Source organism: Cyanobium sp. BA5m-21, from assembly GCF_024346235.1.
In the GTDB taxonomy this organism is placed as follows: domain Bacteria; phylum Cyanobacteriota; class Cyanobacteriia; order PCC-6307; family Cyanobiaceae; genus Cyanobium_A; species Cyanobium_A usitatum.
The window spans coordinates 1-22211 of sequence record NZ_JAGQCO010000015.1; the positions used below are offsets into that span (position 1 = coordinate 1).

Sequence of the window (22211 nt, forward strand, 5' to 3'; positions counted from 1 at the left end):
GGTGATCGCCAATCGGGCGATCGAAGCCGCCGGTGGGGTGCTGGGCAGCAAGAGCCCGGTGCACCCCAACGACCATGTGAACCTCAGCCAATCCAGCAACGACACCTTCCCCGCGGCCCTGCATGTAGCCGTGGCGATTGAGCTGGAGCGCACTCTGTTGCCCGCCGTGGAGGCGCTGCGCGCCGCTCTGGCCGCAAAGGCCGAGGCCTTTGCCGCGATCATCAAGATCGGCCGCACCCACCTGCAGGATGCGGTGCCCCTGAGCCTGGGCCAGGAATTCAGTGGCTACGGAGCCCAACTGGATCTAGCCCTGGAAACCATCCGCGCCAGCCTGCCCCAGGTGCGCCAGCTGGCCATCGGCGGCACGGCTGTAGGCACCGGGCTGAATGCCCCCAGCGGCTTCGGCGAAGCGGTGGCGGCGCGACTGGCCGAGCGCCTCGGCCTGCCCTTCAGCAGCGCGCCCAATAAGTTTCAGGCCCTGGCCGGCCATGAGCCCCTGGCCGCGGCCCACGGGGCCCTAACGGTGCTGGCCGGCTCACTGCTGAAGATCGCCAACGACATCCGCTGGCTGGCCAGTGGCCCCCGCTGCGGCCTGGGGGAGCTGGTGATTCCGGAAAACGAACCTGGTAGTTCAATCATGCCGGGCAAGGTGAATCCCACCCAGGCCGAGAGCCTGACCATGGTGGCCGTGCAGGTGATGGGCAACAACACCGCGGTGCAGCTGGCCGCCAGCCAGGGCAATTTCGAGCTGAATGTGTTCAAACCAGTGATCGCCCACAACGTGCTCGAAAGCATCGAGCTGCTCGCTGGCGGCTGCACCAGCTTCCGCCAGCATTGCGTCGAGGGGCTCAGGGCCAATGAAAGCCGCATCGAAACCCTGCTGGATCAGAGCCTGATGCTGGTAACGGCCCTCACCCCGGCGATCGGCTACGACCGGGCCTGCGCCATCGCCAAGCACGCCCACAACCACCAGCTCAGCCTCAAGGAGGCCGCCCTGGTGCTCGGTGAGATCAGCGCTGAAGAATTCGATCGCTGGGTGCAGCCCCAGCAGATGGTCTGAAGCTGCCAAAACCAATAAACCTGCCAGCATTAAGCAAGAGGGTTCTGCCCTTCACGGACCAAGCTGAGAGATGAGGCCATGCCCCAACTTTTAAGCGACAGCGCCTTTGCTGACGCCGGCATCCCAATGGCCTTTGTTGTTCCCAGCGCCGAGCGGGGTGGTCTGGGCGAGATCCAGTCAGCCAATGGGGCCATGGCCTTTTTTACCGGCCGCTCGATGGAGGACCTGACGGGGCTGGCGTTTGCAGAGCTTGTGCACCGCGACGATGTCGCCCTCGGGGAAGACCAGCTCGCCAGACTCAGCAGTGGCCAGGTAGAGAGCTGCAGCTTTGAGAAACGCTTTGAGCACGCCGATGGCCATCGCACCTGGGGACTAGTAACGGTGGCCGAAGGCCACGACACTGGTGGCAGCCGCCAGGGGACCTGGGTGGTGCAGGTGCATGACATCTCCGAGCGCAAGCATTTCGTCGGCCAGCTGGAATACTTCGCCGACCACGATCCCCTCACCTCCCTCTTCAACCAGCGGCGCTTTCGCATCGACGTTGACAGCCAGCTCGCCTACGGCCGCCGCCACGGCTGTGGTGGGGCGGTGTTAATGCTCGACCTCGACAACTTCAAGGAGGTCAACGACCAGTACGGCCATGCCGCCGGAGATGCCCTGATCATTGCGGTGGCCACAGCCCTGAGCGGCAATTCCCGGGAAACCGATGAGGTTTCCCGCCTGGGAGGTGATGAATTCGCCGTGTTACTGCCTGAATCAGACCTAGCCGAGGCCGAAAGCCACGCTGAAAAGCTGCTGCGCGCCATCGCTGCGGTGGTAGTGGAAGGAGCCGGCCAAGGCATCACCGTGGCCGCCAGTTGCGGCGTGGCCGGCTTCACAACCGATGACGGCCAGTGCGCCGACGACCTGCTGATCAACGCCGACCTGGCGCTGTATCAGGCCAAGGAATCCGGCCGGGGCTGCGTCAAGGTGTATCACACCGACAGCGGCCTGCACGAAAAGGTGACTGCTCGTTTGATGTGGTCAGAGCAGATCCGAGAAGCCCTTGATCATGACGGTTTTGTGCTTCACGCCAAGCCGGTGATCGAGTTGCAAACCGATGCGATTGCCTTCTACGAGTTGGCAATCCGATTGCGGTCCCCAGGTGGGATTTTGATTCCGGCGGCGGTGTTTCTCTACATAGCCGAGCGCTTCGGCATGGCCACAGATATAGATGAATGGGTTACCGCGCAGGCCATCAACCTGCTTGAGCATACGAAGACCAAGCCGCCCCTCGCCCTGGGGATAAATATCAGTAGCGCCTCGCTGCAGGGGGATCGTTTCCTGCGATTTCTGCAGTCCCACTTAGCAGCCACCAGCTTTCCCCCTGAGCTGCTGATCTTCGAGCTCACGGAGGCTGTGGCGATGGCCAACTTGCAACGGGCCCGGCAGTTTGGTCAGGGCCTGGCCAAACTCGGCTGCCGGCTGGCGCTCGACGACTTCGGCGCCGCCTTCGGCAGCTTCTACTACCTGAAGCACCTACCCGTAGACCTGCTCAAAATCGCTGGCGAATACGTCCGCGGCCTTGGCACGGCAAACGATCCCGCCGACCACCTGATCATCGAGGCGGTGGTGAAACTGGCCAAGGGACTTGGCACCCTGGTGGTGGCGGAGTTTGTTGGCGACCGAGAAACCCGCCAGGAACTGCTTGCTATGGGGGTAACCCTGGGCCAAGGAGCCTTCCTGGGGCCATCGCGCGACGTTCACGACATCCCAGCCCTCCAGCCTTAGGACCGCCAGCAGGACCCTCGAATGGTCACATCCCCTACCGAAGCCGGGGCCACCGGCCTGGTGGGATAGGGACCATGGCCCAACCCAACCCACCCCTGCTAGAGCGCGATGCGCTTGCCAGCCTCAACCAGCTGCGTGATGGCCCCGCAGCCGTGCGCCTAGCCAGTCACCTGTTTATGACTTTTGCCGGCGGCCTGGTGTGGGCCCAGCAACCCTGGCCCCTGGTTCTGAGGCTTGCGGTCAACCTGGCGAGGCCCTAGATGCCTTCAATGCCGACTCGGCCCTGCGCCGGCGCCAATGGCAGCGCGAACGCGGCGACATCAGCGACACTGAGCGCCGCGCTTGCCTGGATTGTTGAGCCAGGCAAGCGACCGGCGAAAATAGGCTCAAACTTTTGACTGCTACTCGCAGCACTGCGCCGATGCCCCTGATAGCAATCAACGTCCTGCTGGAACCAGATGCTGCCACGGTTGAGAAAGCAAAGGCGATAAACGCTCGGCTGCGAGAAAACTACCCAGCCAGTTTTCCCCTAAATGCCAACCATGCTCCTCACATCACCCTTCTCCAGTTATATATAAAAACTGCAGACCTGGGCCTAGTAGCAGCTGCCGTGGCCAACGTGCTGCGTACAGAGCCCCCGATCAATATTGAAGGCAAAGCAACTGGCTACTTTGCATTAGCCAGCGAGAATCTAAAATTAGTGGGATTCAACATCGAGGCGACTCTCGAGCAGCTCCGACTCCAGCAAAAAATCATCGCTGCCATCGCGCCATTTGCCGTAAAACACGGCACAAATGATGCCTTTGCACCTCGCCTTGACGGCGGCGCAATCAGCCAAGCGACTATTGACTACGTGAACAACTTCAGCGATACGCGAACTGGCCCGAACTACCAGCCCCATCTGACCCTGGGCATTGGCACAAGTGATTTTGTTGAAGCTTTAGTAGCAGAGCCCTTTGAGACCTTTAGCTTCCAAACAGCCTCCGTGAGCCTTTACCAAATAGGCGATTTCGGTGTGGCCCAAAAAAAGCTGTACAACTTCTCTCGCCAAGTAGATCCGCTGCCCTCCTGGAATGAAGGGCATGTCAAACGAGCCATTGTTGCATTCATCGCCAAAGTCACAAATAAAGACTCACCCGCATACCTGCCTTCAGCCGAACGTATTGCTGTGCATGACAATGACGGCACGCTCTGGCCGGAAAATCCGCTGCCTTTTCAGGCAGCTTTTGCCATCGACGAACTGAAGCTGCGCATCCTCACCGAACCGAGCCTCACCTCAAACCCCATGGTGCAAGCTGCCTTGGACGGCGATCTTGCAAAACTCCTCGAAGGCAAACACTTCGATGGCCTGATGCAGATCCTGGCGATCACCCATGCAGGCATGACGGTAGAAGAATTTCGAGATGCCGTGCATGCATGGTTTACATCGGCCAACCATCCGCGCTATGGCAGGGCCTATGGCGAGCTCACCTACCAACCCATGCAGGAGCTGCTTCGCTATCTAAGCGATAACGGCTTTAAGAACTTCATTGTTTCAGGTGGCGGCGCCGACTTTATGCGGGCCTGGGTGGAACAGGTTTATGGCATACCACCAGAGCAAGTTGTTGGCTCAACATCGCGAGCCGTATTCGAACTGCGGGACGGCAAACCAGTAATCACCAAAACCCTCGATTACTTGTTCGTAAATGATAAGGCTGGCAAGCCAGTTGGCATCCATCAGTTTATCGGTCGCAGACCTGTGATTTGCTGTGGCAACAGCGATGGCGATTTAGCAATGTTGCAGTACACCACGATCAACAATCCTCGACCGAGTTTAGGGCTGATCGTCCATCACACCGACGCTGAACGTGAGTATGCCTACGACGCCAAGACGAACAGCAGCGGCAAGCTTGTAGAAGCCCTAAAGGAGGCGCCCCAGCAGGGCTGGCTAGTTGTGGATATGAAGCAGGATTGGAACGTCGTCTTCCAGCCCCAGTAAAAGAAACTGGCCGCGCTATAGCAAATTTGCAGCCAGCTCGGCCAGTTCACTGCGCTCACCCCGCAGCAGGGTCACGTGGCCGGCGAGCCGCTGGCCCTTGAAGCGCTCCACCAGCCAAGTGAGGCCGTTGCTTTCAGCATCCACATAGGGATTGTCGATCTGGTAGGGATCCCCGGTGAGCACAATTTTGGTGCCCTCGCCCACCCGAGTCACGATCGTCTTCACCTCATGGGGGGTGAGGTTCTGGGCCTCGTCCACCACCATGAATTGGCGCGGAATTGAACGACCGCGGATATAGCTGATCGCCTCCACCTCGAGCAGGCCCATGCCCTTGAGGTCGGTCCAATTGCTGCGCGGCCCGCGGTGACTGCCAGCAGCCCGAGCAGCACCCCGCCCCTCCTCCTCACTGCCGCCGAGCAGAAAGTCGAGGTTGTCGATAATTGGTTGCATCCAGGGACCCATTTTTTCGTCCAGATCGCCTGGCAGAAAGCCGATCTCCTTGCCGAGGGAAATCACCGGGCGGGTCACCAGCAGGCGCTCGTAGAGCCGCTCATCGGCCACCTGGTGCAGCCCAGCGGCCAGGGCGAGCAGGGTTTTACCGGTGCCGGCCTTGCCCACCAGGGTGATCAGCTGGATGCTGGGATCCAGCAGCAGATCAAGGGCAAATGTCTGCTCCCGGTTGCGGGGCTGGATGCGGCCGAGCTTGGCCTTGGGCGCTCGCTGCAGCGGCTGCAGGCTGGCGGTGGCGGCGTTGTAGCGAGCCAGCAGGGTGTGGGCCGGCTGGGCCCGATCGATCAGGGTCACACCCTCATTGGCCTGCAGCGGCGCCTCCAGCACCAGGCCCTCCACCACCAGACCTGGCGGCAGCTTGACCCGATCCATCTGCTCCGCATCCACCCACACCTCACAGAAGCCGGGGTATAGGTCGCCGATGTCAACCCGATCGCTGGTGTAGTCCTGGGCGATCAAGCCCACCGCATCAGCCTTGATGCGCAGGTTTGTGTCCTTGGTAACGAGCACCACCGGCGGCTGGCTACCCAGCACCGCCTGCAGGCGCTGCTCCTCAAGGGCCACCGCCAGGATGTTGTTGTCGCCGCTGCCGCCCTTGAGCTCGGGCGGCAGCTGGCTGAGGGTTTCGGCCCGGCAAAACACCACCTTGAGCGTGCCGCCCTGTTCGCCATTGGGCACCCCATCGGCCAAGTTGCCATGGGCGCGCAGAGCGTCCAGCAGCCGCGATACCTGGCGGGCATTGCGTCCCTTTTCAGCTGGATCCCGCTTGAAGCGGTCGATCTCCTCGACCACCTCGATCGGGATCAGGATGTTGTTGTCTTCAAAGCGGGTCAGGGCTGCCGGATCGTGCAGCAGCACGTTTGTGTCGAGCACGAAGGTCTTGCGCATGCCGATCACCAATTCCGTGATGGCGCGAAATTAAGACCACTAGGCCATTTACGCTCCGTCGATTCGTGCCTCGTCGCAATTGGCGCCTTCGTCCATGGCCTCCTCGCTTGCCGCCCTGGTTCTGCTCAAGCTCTTGCTGGTGCTGGCCCTGCTGCTGGGCCTCACCCTGGTAGTGCTGGAGGTTCGCCATCGCCTGCGCCCCGCCTCGCCGCTGCGGCTGCGCGCTGAAGACTTCCGCGTCGAAGCCGGCAGCGATGGCCTCACCGTCTCCGGCATGGTGACGATCCACAACCCCCACCAACGCATGGAGGTGATGGTGCCGGAGATCGAGCTGCGGCCCACCTTGCTGGGTCGGGGCGACCTGGCAGGCGTCACGGTGTCGAGTCGGATCGAGGCGCTGCATCCGGATGAGGAATCCCGCCCTGATGGCTACTGGGCCGCCTACATAGTCAAGGGGCGCAAGAGCACCAGCGCCCGCATCCAGATCAGCCTGAACGGCGCCCCGGGCCAGTCCCTAGACCAGCTGCTCGACACCCTCTGGCTGGAAATTCTCTGGGTCAACTACGGCCCCTTCGGCCGCCTCCATCGCCGCGATGGCGTGCTGGTGCCGCTGCAGCAACCCACTCCAATCTCGCCGGAGGCAGCGCGCTGGCGCGACGGCGACCGCTGCCGCGTGCTGCCAGTTGGCACCCACCTGCTCGGCGTGCTCGACGATCCTGAAGCTGTGCTGCGCCGCTACGCCGGCGAGCTGATCCAGCCCGGCGATGTGCTCACCATCGGCGAAACCCCCCTGGCGGTGATGCAGGGTCGCTATCACCACCCGGCCACCGTTCAACCCAGCGCCCTGGCCCGGCTGCTCTGTCGTGGCTTCCACCCCACCAGCTCCCTGGCCACCGCCTGCGGCCTGCAGTCCTTGATCGATGTGGTCGGTCCGGCCCAGGTGCTGGGCGCCTGGCTGATTGGCCTGGCCCTGAAACTGTTGGGCAGTAAGGGCTGGTTTTATCGCCTTGCCGGCGACCAGGCTCGCCTGATCGACGACATCACCGGCACCACACCCCCCTACGACCAAACGATTGTGCTCGGGCCCCAACAGCCCGCCGCCTTCTGCGCCGCCATGGCCCGCTCCTTGAGCGTGGCCGTGGCGGTGGTAGATGTCAACGATCTGGGCCGGGTCAAGGTGCTGGCCTCCAGCCCCGGCTGCGATGAAGCCCTGCTGGAGCGGGCCCTGCGTCCCAACCCGGCTGGTAATGCCAACGAGCGCACCCCATTGGTGCTGGTGCGCCCCAGCTGAGCCCCAGCCCAGCCAAGCCGCAACCAACTCTGGCGCCGATACAGTTGGTCTACCCGGCTGACTGGTAACGCCCCCATGCTCGGGATCCTGCAGCCGCCCTCTGCCCTTCCAGCACCACCCGAGCCTCCGGGGCCTGATAGCTGGCGGCTCGAAACCCTGGCTGGCTGGCACCTACCCCTACTCACCGATCCCGCCTTTCTGCCCCTGCAACCGGTGCTGCAGCGGGCTGTGCTGCTGGGCCTGCCCGAGCGGCTTATGCAGGCGCTTCTGGCTAGGCCCTCGCTCGCGCCCCAGGTGCTGGTGGCTCTCAGCGGCCAGAAGCCGCTCGGGCTGATCATCTGCCGCCGGCTCAACCGCAGTGGCAGTTGCTGGCAGATGCAGCACCTGCGCCTGGCCCCGAGCGCCGCCCGCCATGAACTGGCCAGCACCTTGCTGCGAGCAGCAATCCAGCGGGCCCGGGGAGCGGCCAGCTGGATTGCTGCGGCCTCCACCCTCGATGACACCCGCCTGGCCATGCTGCGCGAGCAGGGCTTTCAGCCCTTGCGCAGCGACCGGCTCTGGTGTTGGCCTGGCGCCCCTGCCGGCGGCGGCCCTATCTCGGCCAGCAGCCCCGCACCGGCAGAGCTGCAGCTCACACCCCTCAACCGCCGCAGCGCCACCCTGCTTTGGCACCTGGAGCAGGCCGCCTGCCCGGCCCAATTGCGTCAGCTGCTGGATCGCCGCGTCGAAGATCTGCTCGACCAGAGCCACGGCCGTGGCTGGATGTTGGTGGATCCCAGCCGGGAGCAGGCGGTGGCAGCCGTGCGCTGGAGCGGCGAGCACCCAGGCGGCGGTCACGATGTGGAGCTGAGTGTCCATCCCGGCTGGGAACACCTGGTGGGCGCTGCCACCGAATTGCTGCTGCACCAGGCCCAAGCCGGCCTCGGCGCCGGCGAACCCCTCTGGCTGCGCTGTGACTTGCGCGACGAATCTCGCCAGCGCTGGCTGGCTGACCTGGGAGCTCAGGAGCAAGGCGAGCGGGTGCTGATGGCGCGCAGCGTCTGGCGGCGTCAAGGGCTGCAGGCCCCGGCACGGGCCGCCCAGCGAATCGATGCCTTGCTGGAGCAGTGGCAACCCCGCCGCCGCCCCCTGCCCACCCCAACGCCCCTGGCCCCGCCGTTGTGAGCGCGACGCGATCACGAAGCGCCCCGCAGCCCCGCTCAGTGCTGGCCCTCGACGTTGGGCGACGGCGCATCGGCCTGGCGGGCTGTGACCCCCTCGGCCTCACCGTTACCCCCCTGCGGGCCCTGGCTCGGGGCTCCTTCGCCAGCGACCTAGAGCATCTGAACACCCTGGTGCAGCAGCGGCGGGTGCTGGCCCTGGTGGTGGGCCTGCCGCTAGATGCGGCTGGGCAGCTCACCGCCCAGGCCCTGCACTGCCAGCGCTATGGCGAGCGCCTGGCCCGCCGGCTGCAGCTACCCCTGGCCTGGGTAAACGAGCATGCCAGCACCTGGGCCGCCGGCGAGCGCCACGGGCTTCACGGCGACCGCAGCGGTGCCCTCGACAGCGCCGCCGCGGCCCTGCTGCTCGAACAATGGCTGCAAGACGGCCCCGATCCGGTGCTCCCGGCGACCATCGAACGCTGCCAGACGGCCGACGCTGCAGCATCCTGAAGAGATCCAATTCCAGCCCATGAGTTCCGAACCCCCTTCCCAGTCCAGCTCGGAGATCCCCGCCGATGTGCCCACCGTGCTCGTGCACGACAGCCGCGGCCGCCAGCTGCTCTGCTTCCTCGAGCAGCTGATCCCCCTCGATGGCCACGACTACGTGCTGCTCACCCCGGTCGACACCCCTGTCTGCCTGTTCCGCCTCGACGGCGACGAAGACCCAGAACTGATCGACACCATCGATGCCACCGAGCCGATCCTGTCGGTTGCCGATGTGGTGCTGCAGGAGCACGACCTCACCCTGGTGCGCTCTGCCGTCACCCTCACCGTTAGCGGCGAACTGGACGAGCCCGAACCCGATGAGCTCGATGACGACGAAGACGCTGATGACGACTCCGAGACCTACGAGTTGCTGGTGAGCTTCCTCGTAGACGATCTGGAATACGGGTTGTACATCCCCCTAGATCCCTTCTTCGTGGTGGCCCGCATGAATGGCGACGGCGCCTTGCTCGTGGAAGGGGAGGAGTTTGAGCGGGTACAGCCCCGAATCGAGGCTGAATTGGAAGAGCGCGAGGGCGACGACTGATGCTGCGCCAGCTGCTGCGCCCTAACTGGCTGCGGGAGTGCACCCTGGCCGAGCTGCCCCTGCAGGAGCTGCTCGACCAACCGATCCGGGCCCTGGTGCTCGATGTCGATCGCACCTTGCTGCCCCGCCGCCAGGCGGAGCTGCCAGCCAGCGCCCTGCGCTGGCTGCAGCAGGCGCGGCAGCAGGTGCCTATCCACCTATTCAGCAACAACCCCTCCCGCCAGCGGATCGGAGCAGTGGCGGCCCAGCTCGACCTGCCCTACACAATTTCCGCCGGCAAACCACGCCGCAGCGCCCTGCGTCGGGTGCTGGCCGAGCTCAACCTGCCCCACCAGGAGGTCGCCCTGATCGGTGACCGACTGTTTACGGACGTAATCGCCGGCAACCGGCTTGGCTTGTTCACAGTGCTGGTGAAACCGATCGATCCCCAAGGCCACCCCTGCAAGCGGGATCGGCTCCAAAAACTGGAGCTGCGCCTGGCTAACTGGGTGGGCACCAGCCTGGGCTGATGGCAACCCCATCCCACTCCATGCGCCGAGTGATCAAGGTGGGCACCAGCCTGCTACGGGGCAGCGCCGGCCGTCCAACGGCAGTGGTGATCTCCGATCTGGCTGCCAGTCTCAGCCGCCAACGGCGCCAGGGCGAGACCATCGCCCTGGTTACCAGTGGGGCCGTGGGTCTGGGCTGCGAAGCCCTTGGCCTGGGGCAGCGCCCCAGCGAAGTGGTGGCCCTCCAGGCCGCCGCCGCCGTGGGCCAGGGCCGGCTGATGGCCCTCTACCAAGACGCTTTCGCCGTGCGTGGGCTGGCGGTAGCCCAGGTGCTGCTGACCCGCGGCGATCTGGCCTCCCGCCGCCGCTACCAGAACGCCTGCCGCACCCTCGAGCAGCTGCTTGCCTGGGGAGTGGTGCCGGTGGTCAACGAAAACGACACCCTGGCCACCGACGAACTGCGCTTCGGCGACAACGACACCCTCTCGGCCCTGGTGGCAGTGGCGATAGGCGCCGATGAGCTGGTGCTGCTCACCGACGTGGACAGTCTTTATTCAGGCGACCCCCGCAGCGATGCCGAGGCCCGGCCGATCGAGGAGGTGGCCAGCCTGGCCGAGCTCGACAGCCTGCAATCGGTGGCCAGCGGTGGAGGGCAGTGGGGCACTGGCGGCATGACCACCAAACTCACTGCAGCCCGCATCGCCACCTCCAGCGGCATCCGGGTGCGCCTGGCTGACGGCCGTGACCCCGCCGTGCTCGATGCCCTACTGGCCGGCGAGCGGGTCGGCACCCTGTTCCAGCCCAGCCCCACCCCCCTTCCCGACCGCAAGGGCTGGCTGGCCCACGCGCTCCTGCCCAAGGGCAGCCTGCAGCTAGATGCCGGCGCCGAGAGGGCCCTAACCCAGCAGGGAGCATCCCTGCTGGCCGTGGGAGTGCAAGCGGTGGTTGGCGATTTCGAGCGCCGCGAGGCGGTGCGCCTGCTGGCCAGTGATGGGCGCGAACTGGGCCGGGGTCTGGCCAGCCTTAGCAGCACGGAGCTGCGAGAGCTGATGGGCAGCTCCGGCGTTGAGGTGGTGCACCGCGACCAGCTGGTGCTCACCAGCTGTTAAGGCCGGACCTACGATTCGCCCCGCTTCTCTTCCCTGGCATGCGCTTCAGCGAACTGCTCAGCCAGCTCAGCGAAGTTACGGATGCCAGCCTGCGGCATCTCGCTGACGACCCCGAGCTACACGGGGCGGCAGCCCTAGATCAGGCCCAGGCTGATCAGCTCACTTTTCTGGAACCAGGCAACGCCCTAGCTGCTGCCCTGGCCGGCAGCAACGCCGGAGCCATCCTGCTGCCAGCCCGCGGCGACGAGGCCGCAGCCCTGCAGCAGCTGGCCCAGGAGCGGGGCCTGGCCTGGATCGCCCTTGCTGATCCACGCCTGGCATTTGCCGAGGCCCTCGCTGCTCTCCACCCCCGCCGCCAGCCCGCCGCTGGCATCCACCCCAGTGCAGTGGTCGATCCAAGCGCGGTAGTTGGCATGGGATCCCACCTAGGCCCCCTGGTCGTGATCGGCGCCAACGTGCAGATCGGCGCCAGCTGCGTAATCCACCCCCAGGTGGTTCTCTACGAAGACGTGCAGATCGGTGACGACTGCGAGCTGCACGCCGGTGCCGTTCTGCACCCCGGCAGCCGCCTGGGCCGGGGCTGCGTCGTGCACTCCAATGCCGTGGTGGGCAGCGAGGGCTTTGGCTTCGTACCCACCGCCAATGGCTGGCGCAAGATGCCCCAGACCGGCCAGGTAGTTCTGGAGGAGGGGGTTGAGGTGGGTTGCGGCAGCACCATCGACCGACCCTCAGTAGGTGAAACCCGCATCGGCGCCGGCACCAAGATCGACAACCTGGTGCATATCGGCCATGGCGTCAGCACCGGCAAGGGCTGCGCCCTGGCGGCCCAGGTGGGCATCGCCGGCGGGGCCCGCCTCGGCAATGGCGTGATTTTGGCGGGCCAGGTGGGGCTGGCAAACAAGGCCGTGATGGGCGACCGAGCCATCGCCAGCTCCAAATCCGGGGTGCATGGCGAGGTGGCAGCCGGCGAGGTAGTGAGCGGCTATCCGGCCATCTCCAACCGCCTCTGGCTGCGCAGCTCAGCCATATTTAACAAGCTGCCTGAGCTAGCCAAAGCCCTGCGGCAGCTGGAGAAGCAGGCCAAGCCCTAGCCTCGCCGGCGGCGCCCCACCCCCCAATGACGACCAGCTACCGGATCACCCTGCTTCCCGGCGACGGCATCGGCCCGGAAATCATGGCGGTAGCCCGCCAGCTGCTGGATGAGGTCAGCAGCAGCCATGGCTTCAGCCTCGTCTACGACGTGCATCCCATGGGCGGCGTTGCCATTGACGCCACCGGCGAGCCCCTGCCCATCAGCACCCTCGAGGCCTGCAAGTCCGCCGATGCGGTGCTGCTCGCCGCCATCGGCTCGCCCCAATACGACAGCCTGCCCCGGGAGCAGCGCCCTGAATCGGGCCTGCTGGGGCTGAGATCAGCGCTGGGCCTGTTCGCCAACCTGCGGCCGGTGAAGATCATCCCGGCCCTGATCGATGCCTCCACCCTCAAGCGCGAGGTGATCGAAGGGGTGGATCTGATGGTGGTGCGCGAGCTAACCGGCGGCGTGTATTTCGGCACCCCCAAGGGACGCGTCGAGGCTGAGGGTCGGGTGCGGGCCTTCAACACCATGGCCTACTTCGACGACGAGATCGAGCGCATCGCCAAGGTGGCATTCGAGTTGGCCGTGGCCAGGAGCGGCCGGCTTTGCAGCGTGGACAAGGCCAACGTGCTCGATGTGAGCCAGCTCTGGCGCGACCAGGTCACCGCCATGGCGGCCGACTACCCGGCGGTGGAACTCAGCCATATGTACGTTGATAACGCCGCAATGCAGCTGGTGCGCAATCCCCGCCAATTCGACGTGCTGCTCACCAGCAACCTCTTCGGCGATATCCTCAGTGATGAGGCAGCCATGTTGAGCGGCTCGATCGGCATGCTGCCCTCCGCCTCCCTGGGGTCCAGCGGGCCTGGCCTGTTTGAGCCGATCCATGGCTCCGCCCCCGACATCGCCCGCCAGGACAAGGCAAACCCGATGGCAATGGTGCTCAGCGCCGCCATGATGCTGCGGGTCGGCCTGCAGCAAGACGCCGCTGCCACCGCCCTAGAAACCGCCGTCGACCGGGTGCTGGCCGCTGGCTACCGCACCGGCGACCTGATGAGCGAGGGCTGCACCCAGCTGGGCTGCCGCGCCATGGGAGAGCAGCTGCTAGCTGCCCTGGCGGGGTAGGCGCCGGCGACCTGCCAAACTCGCGGTCAGTTTCGTTGATTCCTGCGCATGTCGAAGCGTCACCCGGTTGTTTCTGTCACCGGTTCCTCCGGCGCAGGCACCAGCACTGTCAAACGCGCCTTCGAGCACATTTTTAAGCGCGAAGGAATCACACCTGCAGTGGTGGAGGGCGACAGCTACCACCGCTACGAGCGTGGGCCGATGAAGGAAGCCATGGCTACCGCCTTGGCCAATGGTGAAAACTTCTCCCACTTCGGCCCCGAAGCAAACCTGTTTGAGAAGCTCGAGGAGCTGTTCAAGGCCTACGGCGAAACCGGCAGTGGCCAGAAGCGCTACTACCTGCACTCCGTTGAAGAGGCCGCCGAGCACAACGCCCGGCTTGGCACCAACCTGGATCCCGGCCAGTTCACTCCCTGGGAAGCCATCCCCAACGGCACCGACCTGCTTTTCTACGAAGGTCTGCACGGTGGCGTCAAGGGCGAGGGTTACGACGTAGCCGGATTGGCTGATCTACTCGTTGGCGTGGTGCCGGTCGTGAACTTGGAGTGGATCCAGAAGATCGCTCGTGACAACAAGGAGCGCGGCTATCCGGCCGAGGCCACAGTGGACACGATCCTGCGCCGCATGCCGGATTACATCAACCACATCTGCCCCCAGTTCAGCCTCACCGATATCAACTTCCAGCGGGTTTCCACGGTGGACACCTCCAACCCCTTCATGATCCGGGAGATCCCCACGCCGGATGAATCCTTCGTGATCATCCACTTCCGCAAGGGGGCCCGCGAAAAGTGGGGCATCGACTTTGCCTACCTACTCGACATGATCCACGACTCGTTCATGTCGAGCCCCACCTCGATCGTGGTAGATGGCGGCAAAATGGGCTTCGCCATGGAGCTGATCCTTACGCCGATCATCCATCGCATGATCGAAGAGAAGAAGAAGCTGTCCTGATTGCAATGGCAACCCCTATTCTGGGGTTGCCATTGGTTTTGGTGAGGCCGATCTCCTTCGCCACACCCACGAAGAATCCTTCCCCGTCGTTTTTGATTCCGGGGGCTGCCAAAACCAAGGCCGCAAAATCATTGCGTCTCGACCAGATCAACAGCAGCCTGGTGATTCAGGCTGCTCGCCGCATTTTGTTTCAGTCTTTGGAGCTCGGCAACGCCGGCCACGAACCCTCCGGCGTGGTTCTCAATGGCAAGCAAATATTGCAGGGCAGGATTGTTTTCGACCAGCCGGTGCTGCTGCCCGATGAGCAATTTGTGCCCATTGATTTGATCCGTGGCGGCCTGGCACGGAGCGGTGCAGCCAGGCTGCGTCTACCCCGCAAACCGTCCTCTCCCCCTCTCGCCTGAGGCCCGTTTGAGCGCCCTTGCTCCGCTGCTTGCCAGCTCCCCAGCCGTGCCCGTTGTGGTGGCGCTACTTGGTGCCTGCGTAGGCAGCTTTCTCAATGTGGTGGCCTGGCGCCTGCCTCGGGAGGAATCGATCGTGCTGCCACCCAGCCACTGCCCCCGTTGCGGCAGCCGGCTGCGCTGGTTTGAGAATGTGCCCCTACTGGGCTGGTTGCTGTTGCGGGGACGCTGTGGCCACTGCGGTGCTCCGATCTCCTGCCGCTACCCCCTGGTGGAGCTGCTTAGCGCCGGGCTCTGGGTAGCGGCCCTGCTGGCCCAGCCGAGCGCCATGGGCAGCCAGCCCCAGCCCTGGCTGCTGGTAGCCGCAGGCTGGCTGCTGTTGAGCTGGCTGCTGCCTCTGGTGTTGATCGATCTCGATCGCCTCTGGTTGCCCGAACCCCTGTGCCGAATTGGCCTGTTACTAGGCCTGGCGGTGACAGCAGTGATCGGCTTCCAGCAAGGTGACGAAATCGGCCGAGAGCTGCTGTTTCACCATCTGGTGGCCGCTGGAGTTGGCCTGGTTGGCTTTGAAACGGTCAGTGCCTTGGCCCACAAGGCAATCGGCCGTCCAGCCCTGGGCCTGGGAGACGCCAAACTAGCTGCCCTGCTGGGGGCTTGGCTTGGTCTCACCGGGCTTGGCATCACCGTGATCCTGGCCGTGTTTGCTGGGGCGGTGCTGGGCAGCATCGGCCGGCTCAGCGGCCTGCTGGGCAAGCACCAGCCCTTTCCCTTTGGCCCCTTCCTTGCAGCTGGAGGAGCCGCCGTGTGGCTACTCGGCAACGACCTATGGCTGACCGTGCTGGGGCTGGTGTGGTGAAGCGCCTTAAATAGGTTGAGCTGTTGGTAAACGCCGCATGTCGCTGTTCGACTGGTTTGCGGATCGCCAGAAAAATGCCCCAACCGTGCGGGTCACCCAGGAGCCGGAGGAGGGCGATGGGCTCTGGAGCAAGTGCCCGGAATGCAGTTTGGTGGTGTATCGCAAAGACCTGGTGGCTAACGCCAGCGTTTGCAAGGGATGTGGCCACCACAACCGCATCGACAGCCCTGAGCGCATCGCCCTGATCGCCGACCCGGGCAGCTTCGAGCCCATGGATACCGGGCTCTCGCCCACCGACCCCCTCGCCTTCAAGGACCGGCGTAGCTACGCCGATCGCATCCGCGATAGCCAGCAGAGCACGGGCCTGCGCGACGCCGTGGTTACCGGTATCTGCCGCACCAGTGGCTTACCCCTGGCCCTCGGAGTGATGGATTTCCGCTTCATGGGCGGGTCGATGGGTTCGGTGGTGGGAGAGAAGCTCACCCGCCTGATCGAAACCGCCACCGCCCGGCGCATACCGGTGCTGATTGTCTGCGCCTCCGGTGGTGCCCGCATGCAGGAGGGGATGTTGAGCTTGATGCAGATGGCCAAGATCTCCGGCGCCCTGGAGCGGCACCGCCAGGCAGAGCTGCTTTACCTGCCCCTGCTCACCTACCCCACCACAGGGGGTGTAACTGCCAGCTTCGCCATGTTGGGCGACTTAATCCTGGCCGAGCCCAAGGCCCTGATCGGCTTCGCCGGCCGCCGGGTGATCGAGCAGACCCTGCGCGAAAAGCTGCCCGAGGGCTTCCAAACCGCCGAATACCTGCGCGACCACGGCTTCGTTGACGCGATCGTGGATCGCACTGAATTCAAGGCAACCCTGGCCAGCCTGCTCACCATGCACGGCTGCCGTGAAGCGGTGGCGGCATGAGCGGCCTGCGCCGGGCAGCCCACTCCCTGCTGCTGATGTTGCTGGTCGTGGGGATCCTGGCCGCCACGCCTGGAAGGGCCCTGGCTGGCCCGGTCGACTGGCATGAGGTGGCCAGCACCAGCGAGGGACGCCAATGGTGGGACGGTGGCAGCCTGCGCACCAGCCGCGGCGGCAATATTTCGGTGCTGACACGCTTCCAAAAACCTGTCAGCGAGGAGCAACCCAGGCCCCTCGCCGATCTCTACGTGATGGAAATCGACTGCGGCCAGGAGCTGTTCCGCGACACATCTATCAACGGCCTACCCCAGTTCCGAGCTGAATGGCAGCCGGCATCGGGAGACAACCTGATCAGCAGCGTGATCGGCGAAGTTTGTGCCACCGCAGCCGAGGGCCTCTCATGAGCGCTCCCCCGCTGAAGGTCGCCATTGCTGGCCTGGGCTTTGGCGAGGCCGTGCACCTACCGGCATTGCGCGCCTGCCCCGGCACCGAGCCGGTGGCCCTCTGGCACCCGCGCCCCGAGCGACTGGAAGCCGCCTGCCGCAGCGCCGAACTGCCTGGCCACAGCGACTTCGATGGGCTGCTGGCCAATCCGGCCGTCGAGGCGATCGTGATCGCCACCCCGCCGGGGCCGCGTTTTGATCTAGCCAGGCGCGCCCTGGAAGCGGGCAAGCACCTGCTGCTGGAGAAGCCAGTTGCCCTCAACGCCGAGCAGATCGAGAGCCTGCAACGGCTGGCCCTGCAGCGGGGGCTAACCGTGGCGGTCGACTTTGAATACCGGGCCGTTCCCCTGTTTCAGCAGCTCGCAGACCTGCTGGCCAGCGGCGTCCTCGGTAAATTGGTGCTGGTGAAATACGACTGGCTGATGGGCAGCCGAGCTGACCCCTCGCGCCCCTGGAGCTGGTATTCCCAGGCAGCCGAAGGTGGCGGGGTGCTGGGAGCGCTGGGCACCCATGCCTTTGACACCCTGCACTGGCTGGTGGGTCCAAGCCACTCCCTTAGTGTCCAATTGAGCACGGCAATTACCCAACGGCCCCTAGCCGATGGCAGTGGTCGCCTGGCCAGGGTGGATGCCGAAGACATCGCCTTGGTGCAGCTGGAGCTGGAAACACCACTGGGGCAGAGGGTGCCGGCCCAGCTCAACCTGGCCTCCGTGGCCCGCAGGGGCCGGGGCTGCTGGCTGGAGCTGTACGGCCGCGACGGCACCGCCGTGCTGGGCTCCGACAACCAAGCCGACTACGTGCATGGCTTTGGGCTGTGGCACTCCCAGGCGGGAGAGCCATTGCGGCCGGTTGAGGCTGATGACCGCTGGAGCTTTGCTCGCACCTGGGCCGATGGCCGGATTGCGCCGGTGCAGCGCATCCACAGCTGGTGGAGTGCGGCGGTGCGCGAGGGCCGACCGATGCTGCCTGGCTTGGGCGAGGCAGTGCTGAGTCAACGCTGCTGCGACTGGGCCCGCCTGGGAGCTGGCCAGAGCACTCCAAGGGGCATCACCTAGAGTCGGCGCCAGTTCAACTCCCGCCCCCGAGAGGTTTTCCCATGGCGCTCGTTCCGCTTCGGCTGCTGCTCGACCATGCCGCTGAGAACGGCTATGGCATCCCTGCCTTCAACGTAAACAACCTGGAGCAGGTGCAGTCGATCATGGAGGCGGCCAGTGAGACCGACTCTCCGGTGATTCTGCAGGCCTCCCGCGGTGCCCGCCAGTACGCCGGTGAAAATTTCCTGCGCCACCTGATCCTGGCCGCAGTCGAAACCTATCCCGACATCCCGGTGGTGATGCACCAGGACCACGGCAACAGCCCTGCCACCTGCTTTGGTGCTGCCGCCAACGGTTTCACCTCGGTGATGATGGATGGCTCGCTAATGGCAGACGCCAAAAGCCCCGCCAGCTACGAGTACAACGTGGCTGTCACCAAAGAGGTGGTCGACGTGGCCCACGCCATCGGCGTGAGTGTGGAAGGCGAGCTGGGTTGCCTGGGTTCCCTGGAAACCGGCATGGGTGAGGCCGAGGACGGCCACGGCTTTGAGGGCAAGCTCGACCACAGCCAGTTACTCACCGACCCCGCCGAGGCGGCCGATTTCGTCGCCAAAACCAAAGTTGACGCCCTGGCAATCGCCATCGGCACCAGCCACGGCGCCTACAAGTTCACCCGCAAACCCACCGGTGAAGTGCTGGCCATCAGCCGCATCGCCGAGATCCACAAAGCGATCCCCAACACCCACTTGGTGATGCACGGCTCCTCCTCGGTTCCCCAGGAGTGGCTGGACATGATCAACAAGTTTGGCGGCGCCATCCCCGAGACCTACGGCGTGCCCGTCGAAGAGATCCAGGAGGGCATCCGCAATGGCGTGCGCAAGGTCAACATCGACACCGATAACCGCCTGGCCTTCACCGCAGCTGTTCGGGAAGCGGCCTTCAAGGATCCCGCCAACTTCGATCCCCGCCACTTCAACAAGCCTGCCCGCCAGTACATGAAGCAGGTTTGCCTGGATCGTTATCAGCAGTTCTGGTGTGCAGGCAACGCCAGCAAGATCAAGCAGCGCGACATCAACTACTACGCTGGCCTCTACGCCAAGGGCGCCCTTGACCCCAAGGCAGCAGTCGCAGCCTGATCTGGCCAGCGATCGGATTCCAGGGGCCCCACACGGGGCCCCCTTTTTTATTGGCTCCGGCCAGCAGTACCGGCCAGGGTCAGTGAGCGGCCAGTTACCACCCCATTCTTGCTGCTCACGAGCTTGGCCAGGGCATCCTGAAGATTGCGCTCCATCACGAAGTTGGTGCCGTCCGTCACCACCACCCGCACCAGCGTGGGCAGGTTGTTGTTCTTGCTCTGCAGGTAGATGGGCTCCACATACAACAGCCCCCGACCCACCGGCAGCACGAGCAGATTGCCGTGGATCACGCTGGAGCCAGCCCGGTTCCAAAGGCCGAACTGATAGCTGATGGCGGGATCCTGCTCGATCAGTGAGGAGATCTGCTGCGGCCCCAGAAGTAGGCGCTGCTGGGGGAAGCGAACCAGCAGCTGCTGGCCGTAGTTGGGGGGATCGTTGCGGACAGCCAACCAACCCACCATGTTGGGACGCTTCAAGGGCGAGAAGGGGAGCAGCAAAACGAATTCCGGCTTGCTTTCTCCCGGCAGCTGCACCGTCACGTGATACGGGCGCACCGGCGTATTCGAGGATCCGTAGATCTCCAGCGGCACCGACCAGACGTCATCTCCGCTGTAGAAGGTGCGCACATCGGTTACGTGGTAACGCAGCAGCCGTTCGGCCTGCACCTGAAACTGGCTTTGAGGCACCTGAATGTGGGCCAGCAGCGACTTCGGCATGGCTGAGAGCGGTCTGAACAGCTCAGGGAACGCTTTCTGCCAGGTGCGCTGGATCGGATCACTGGGATCATTTACATAGAGCCAAACCTTGCCGCTATGGGCGTCAACCACGGCCTTCACCGGATTGCGTAGATAACGGATACCGGAGGGGTTGGCATCGCTATAGGGGTAGCTGCGACTGTTGGTGAAACCATCGAGCAGCCAGTACTGGTGCTGATCGGGGTCGTAGCCGGGGGTGGACGGCACCCTGGCCGTGACGAGGTAAGGCTGGCTCTCGAAGCGCAGAAACGGCGCCAGGGCTGCAAGGCGCTCACTTACCTGGCGGCGGAGCAGCAGCCGCGAATTTGGCTGCAAGGACCCCGTGAACAACAGCCGCGGCTCTGGCAGATAGGCCGCTGCCATCAGACGCTCCAGGGGACCGTAAATGGCCACGCCCCCGGCACCGCCGTAGTGGGAATAGATGTTCAGCTCCCCCTCGGAGTAGTCGAACTCCCGCACCTTGGTGGGGGCAATCACATAGGGCGCCTTGGCCGAGCCGAAATACAGGCGGGGCCGTCCCACAGGCAGAGCCTGGCGCACGGTGGAGTCAGGCAGGCCCAGTTGGGGGATGCCCTGCACCCTGCCGCTCCGCCCCAGGTCCTTGACGAAATACAGCGGCAGCCCGTCGGGACCGAAGGCATTCACAGGACTGACGGTGAAGCCGTAGCCATGGGTGAAAACCAGATGGCGGTTCAACCAGGTGCGGGAGTCCTTAGGTAGGGCTCCCGTATCGAGTTCCCGGGCAGCGATAAACACCATCTGGGAGCCCTGGCGGGCCGGATCGCTGCCCAGGGGATAGCGATCGACGGCCGCGGAGGGAAAGCGGTAGTAGAGGCGTAGCTGTTGGAGTTGGCGGTTGGCCTCCAGCAGGGGCTTGCTGTCCCACAAGCGGATGTTGGCCAGGGTGCCCGGCGCTTGCGCCAGATCGGCGGCGGTGAGGTTTTGGCGGGGCTGGAGGGTAAGCGTCTGAACGGATTCAAGGCCGAACGCCTGCCGCGTGGCCGCAATGGACCGCGCAAGATAGGGGGATTCAAGGACCAACTCCCGCGGCTGCACCAAGAACCTCTGCACCAAGGGAGCCACAATCCACTCGGTGATCGGCACGGCCAGGGCCGTTAACGCCAGAGGAATTAGGGCACCACGACGCAGCCACCCCTTGGGCAGCGGCACCAGCAGCCCCAGGGCCGTGAGTAGGAGCAGCCCGCTGAACAGCAGACGCAGGGGCAGGCGCACATGCAGATCCACAAATCCCGCTCCCGAGGCCACCCCACTGCCCTGCACCATCAGATCGAAGGGCGAGAGAGCATTGCTGAAGGCCGCCATCAGAGCCAGCACCGCAAACTGGGGCTGCAGCACTCGCTGCTGCAGGGAGCTGAGTCCTGGAAAGCGGAGCTCCGAGAGGCTCGTGCCCTCTGTGCAGGTCAGCCAGAGACAGCCAGCCAGGCCAACAACGGCCTGGGCCATCACCACACTGATCAGCAGATGCAACGCCGGCAGCTGCAGCACGGTAAAGCGCAGATCAAATCCCGTAACTGGGTCGACCTCGTGGAAAGGCACCGCCAGGAGAGCAGGCAGCCAGAGGCTCCAACCCCGAGCCAGCGCCGTGGCAGAGCCGGCCAGGGCCGTGGCTAAGCTGATCCGCAGAGTGGTGAGGGGCCAAAGCAGCAACGGCACCAGCAGCCCCGCCGCCAGGGCCACCACGACCAGAGGCCTGAGATCGGCCAACACGGGAATGCCTGTGATCACCTGGCCACTGAAGGGAGCGGCAATAAGGTCCCTGGCCTGCACCATCAGATAGGTGAGTCCTGCCGCCAGCAGCAAAAGCAAGACTCCAAGAACGAGCAGCAGCCGCCTCTGCCCGAGCACGACTAGGGGGGATTTGGGCAGGTCTTTGCTGGCAGCCTGCTGACGCAGACGCCAGCAGCGATTCAGCTGTTGCAGCTGGAGAGGAACACCCAGGCCCATCACAACGGCGAAGCCCAGCAGCTGGAGCAGCCAGCGGCGCATCACCACCATCTCAGCCCCGAACTGGGCAAACCAGAGCCTCTCAATGCCGAGCCTGGCAAACAAGAGCAGCAAGCCGAACAGCAGGGCTAGTGCGGCCAGCCAGCGCAGAGCGCCTAAGAGGCTTTCAGCGGAGAAGCGCGGGGAGGGTGCTGTCACCATCGGAGGCTAAGAAGTGAACCCCCCAGGTCAAGG

Annotated in this window: 21 protein-coding genes; 19 read left to right on the forward strand and 2 right to left on the reverse strand. The window is 64.5% G+C overall.

Features of this window, described 5'->3' with window-relative positions; all coding sequences use genetic code 11:
- From KBY72_RS06370 to KBY72_RS06385, 4 genes are all read left to right on the forward strand, one after another.
- Nucleotides 1-1060, forward strand: a 1060-nt coding sequence (locus KBY72_RS06370; protein ID WP_254993284.1) for a class II fumarate hydratase, incomplete at its 5' end; no start/stop codon positions are given.
- Between the two features lie 78 nt (nt 1061-1138).
- Nucleotides 1139-2830, forward strand: coding sequence for a putative bifunctional diguanylate cyclase/phosphodiesterase (locus KBY72_RS06375; protein ID WP_254993285.1), 1692 nt, complete (start codon nt 1139-1141; stop codon nt 2828-2830).
- 74 nt (nt 2831-2904) lie between these two features.
- Nucleotides 2905-3090 (forward strand): hypothetical protein, encoded by a 186-nt coding sequence (locus tag KBY72_RS06380; protein ID WP_254961575.1) that lies wholly within the window; start codon nt 2905-2907, stop codon nt 3088-3090.
- Between the two features lie 161 nt (nt 3091-3251).
- Nucleotides 3252-4808 carry an HAD family hydrolase gene (locus tag KBY72_RS06385; RefSeq protein WP_254961576.1) on the forward strand — a complete coding sequence of 519 codons (1557 nt, stop codon included), beginning with the start codon at nt 3252-3254 and terminating at the stop codon, nt 4806-4808.
- A 15-nt stretch (nt 4809-4823) separates the two neighbouring features.
- Here KBY72_RS06385 and KBY72_RS06390 read toward each other — a convergent pair whose 3' ends face one another.
- On the reverse strand, nt 4824-6206 hold the full coding sequence (locus KBY72_RS06390) for a PhoH family protein (RefSeq protein WP_254961577.1): 1383 nt from the start codon (nt 6204-6206) through the stop codon (nt 4824-4826).
- A 94-nt stretch (nt 6207-6300) separates the two neighbouring features.
- Here KBY72_RS06390 and KBY72_RS06395 point away from each other — a divergent pair, with 94 nt between their 5' ends.
- From KBY72_RS06395 to fba, 15 genes are all read left to right on the forward strand, one after another.
- On the forward strand, nt 6301-7497 hold the full coding sequence (locus KBY72_RS06395; protein WP_254961579.1) for a F420-0:Gamma-glutamyl ligase: 1197 nt from the start codon (nt 6301-6303) through the stop codon (nt 7495-7497).
- Between the two features lie 75 nt (nt 7498-7572).
- On the forward strand, nt 7573-8661 hold the full coding sequence (locus KBY72_RS06400) for a GNAT family N-acetyltransferase (protein WP_254961580.1): 1089 nt from the start codon (nt 7573-7575) through the stop codon (nt 8659-8661).
- The gene (ruvX, locus tag KBY72_RS06405; protein ID WP_254942299.1) at nt 8658-9149 is read left to right on the forward strand and encodes a Holliday junction resolvase RuvX; all 492 of its coding nucleotides are present in this window, start codon (nt 8658-8660) and stop codon (nt 9147-9149) included. Before KBY72_RS06400 ends, ruvX begins: the two co-directional genes overlap by 4 nt.
- Nucleotides 9150-9168: 19 nt before the next feature.
- On the forward strand, nt 9169-9729 hold the full coding sequence (locus KBY72_RS06410; protein ID WP_106501587.1) for a DUF3727 domain-containing protein: 561 nt from the start codon (nt 9169-9171) through the stop codon (nt 9727-9729).
- On the forward strand, nt 9729-10238 hold the full coding sequence (locus tag KBY72_RS06415; RefSeq protein ID WP_254961581.1) for a YqeG family HAD IIIA-type phosphatase: 510 nt from the start codon (nt 9729-9731) through the stop codon (nt 10236-10238). The genes KBY72_RS06410 and KBY72_RS06415 overlap by 1 nt, the downstream gene beginning before the upstream one ends.
- Nucleotides 10238-11326 carry a glutamate 5-kinase gene (proB, locus tag KBY72_RS06420; RefSeq protein WP_254961585.1) on the forward strand — a complete coding sequence of 363 codons (1089 nt, stop codon included), beginning with the start codon at nt 10238-10240 and terminating at the stop codon, nt 11324-11326. The genes KBY72_RS06415 and proB overlap by 1 nt, the downstream gene beginning before the upstream one ends.
- A 38-nt stretch (nt 11327-11364) precedes the next feature.
- Nucleotides 11365-12417 (forward strand): UDP-3-O-(3-hydroxymyristoyl)glucosamine N-acyltransferase, encoded by a 1053-nt coding sequence (gene lpxD, locus KBY72_RS06425; RefSeq protein WP_254961586.1) that lies wholly within the window; start codon nt 11365-11367, stop codon nt 12415-12417.
- 26 nt (nt 12418-12443) lie between these two features.
- On the forward strand, nt 12444-13526 hold the full coding sequence (gene leuB / locus KBY72_RS06430) for a 3-isopropylmalate dehydrogenase (RefSeq protein WP_254961587.1): 1083 nt from the start codon (nt 12444-12446) through the stop codon (nt 13524-13526).
- A 48-nt stretch (nt 13527-13574) separates the two neighbouring features.
- Complete coding sequence (locus KBY72_RS06435; RefSeq protein ID WP_254961589.1) at nt 13575-14477, forward strand: phosphoribulokinase; 903 nt, start codon at nt 13575-13577, stop codon at nt 14475-14477.
- A 5-nt stretch (nt 14478-14482) separates the two neighbouring features.
- The gene (locus KBY72_RS06440; protein WP_254961590.1) at nt 14483-14881 is read left to right on the forward strand and encodes a hypothetical protein; all 399 of its coding nucleotides are present in this window, start codon (nt 14483-14485) and stop codon (nt 14879-14881) included.
- A gap of 7 nt (nt 14882-14888) precedes the next feature.
- The gene (locus KBY72_RS06445) at nt 14889-15734 is read left to right on the forward strand and encodes a prepilin peptidase (RefSeq protein WP_254961591.1); all 846 of its coding nucleotides are present in this window, start codon (nt 14889-14891) and stop codon (nt 15732-15734) included.
- Between the two features lie 37 nt (nt 15735-15771).
- Nucleotides 15772-16647: an acetyl-CoA carboxylase, carboxyltransferase subunit beta gene (gene accD, locus KBY72_RS06450; RefSeq protein WP_254961592.1), complete on the forward strand. Its 876-nt coding sequence runs from the start codon at nt 15772-15774 to the stop codon at nt 16645-16647.
- Nucleotides 16644-17048, forward strand: a complete 405-nt coding sequence (locus KBY72_RS06455; protein ID WP_254961593.1) for a hypothetical protein — start codon at nt 16644-16646, stop codon at nt 17046-17048. Before accD ends, KBY72_RS06455 begins: the two co-directional genes overlap by 4 nt.
- Nucleotides 17045-18142, forward strand: coding sequence for a Gfo/Idh/MocA family protein (locus KBY72_RS06460; RefSeq protein ID WP_254993286.1), 1098 nt, complete (start codon nt 17045-17047; stop codon nt 18140-18142). Before KBY72_RS06455 ends, KBY72_RS06460 begins: the two co-directional genes overlap by 4 nt.
- Nucleotides 18143-18183: 41 nt before the next feature.
- A complete protein-coding gene (fba, locus tag KBY72_RS06465) occupies nt 18184-19257 on the forward strand; it encodes a class II fructose-bisphosphate aldolase (protein WP_106501579.1) in 1074 nt (357 codons plus the stop codon).
- A gap of 47 nt (nt 19258-19304) precedes the next feature.
- On the opposite strand, the gene KBY72_RS06470 is transcribed toward fba, so the two are convergent.
- Nucleotides 19305-22175 (reverse strand): UPF0182 family protein, encoded by a 2871-nt coding sequence (locus KBY72_RS06470; RefSeq protein ID WP_254993287.1) that lies wholly within the window; start codon nt 22173-22175, stop codon nt 19305-19307.
- Nucleotides 22176-22211 lie beyond the last annotated feature (36 nt).

Bases quoted from the DNA above. Each gene is read 5' to 3' on its own strand.
- KBY72_RS06375 (WP_254993285.1), top strand. From the start codon at position 1,139: ATGCCCCAACTTTTAAGCGACAGCGCCTTTGCTGACGCCGGCATCCCA.
- KBY72_RS06380 (WP_254961575.1), top strand. From the start codon at position 2,905: ATGGCCCAACCCAACCCACCCCTGCTAGAGCGCGATGCGCTTGCCAGC.
- KBY72_RS06385 (WP_254961576.1), top strand. From the start codon at position 3,252: ATGCCCCTGATAGCAATCAACGTCCTGCTGGAACCAGATGCTGCCACG.
- KBY72_RS06390 (WP_254961577.1), bottom strand. From the start codon at position 6,206: ATGCGCAAGACCTTCGTGCTCGACACAAACGTGCTGCTGCACGATCCG.
- KBY72_RS06395 (WP_254961579.1), top strand. From the start codon at position 6,301: ATGGCCTCCTCGCTTGCCGCCCTGGTTCTGCTCAAGCTCTTGCTGGTG.
- KBY72_RS06400 (WP_254961580.1), top strand. From the start codon at position 7,573: ATGCTCGGGATCCTGCAGCCGCCCTCTGCCCTTCCAGCACCACCCGAG.
- KBY72_RS06410 (WP_106501587.1), top strand. From the start codon at position 9,169: ATGAGTTCCGAACCCCCTTCCCAGTCCAGCTCGGAGATCCCCGCCGAT.
- KBY72_RS06415 (WP_254961581.1), top strand. From the start codon at position 9,729: ATGCTGCGCCAGCTGCTGCGCCCTAACTGGCTGCGGGAGTGCACCCTG.
- proB (WP_254961585.1), top strand. From the start codon at position 10,238: ATGGCAACCCCATCCCACTCCATGCGCCGAGTGATCAAGGTGGGCACC.
- lpxD (WP_254961586.1), top strand. From the start codon at position 11,365: ATGCGCTTCAGCGAACTGCTCAGCCAGCTCAGCGAAGTTACGGATGCC.
- leuB (WP_254961587.1), top strand. From the start codon at position 12,444: ATGACGACCAGCTACCGGATCACCCTGCTTCCCGGCGACGGCATCGGC.
- KBY72_RS06435 (WP_254961589.1), top strand. From the start codon at position 13,575: ATGTCGAAGCGTCACCCGGTTGTTTCTGTCACCGGTTCCTCCGGCGCA.
- KBY72_RS06440 (WP_254961590.1), top strand. From the start codon at position 14,483: ATGGCAACCCCTATTCTGGGGTTGCCATTGGTTTTGGTGAGGCCGATC.
- accD (WP_254961592.1), top strand. From the start codon at position 15,772: ATGTCGCTGTTCGACTGGTTTGCGGATCGCCAGAAAAATGCCCCAACC.
- KBY72_RS06455 (WP_254961593.1), top strand. From the start codon at position 16,644: ATGAGCGGCCTGCGCCGGGCAGCCCACTCCCTGCTGCTGATGTTGCTG.
- KBY72_RS06460 (WP_254993286.1), top strand. From the start codon at position 17,045: ATGAGCGCTCCCCCGCTGAAGGTCGCCATTGCTGGCCTGGGCTTTGGC.
- fba (WP_106501579.1), top strand. From the start codon at position 18,184: ATGGCGCTCGTTCCGCTTCGGCTGCTGCTCGACCATGCCGCTGAGAAC.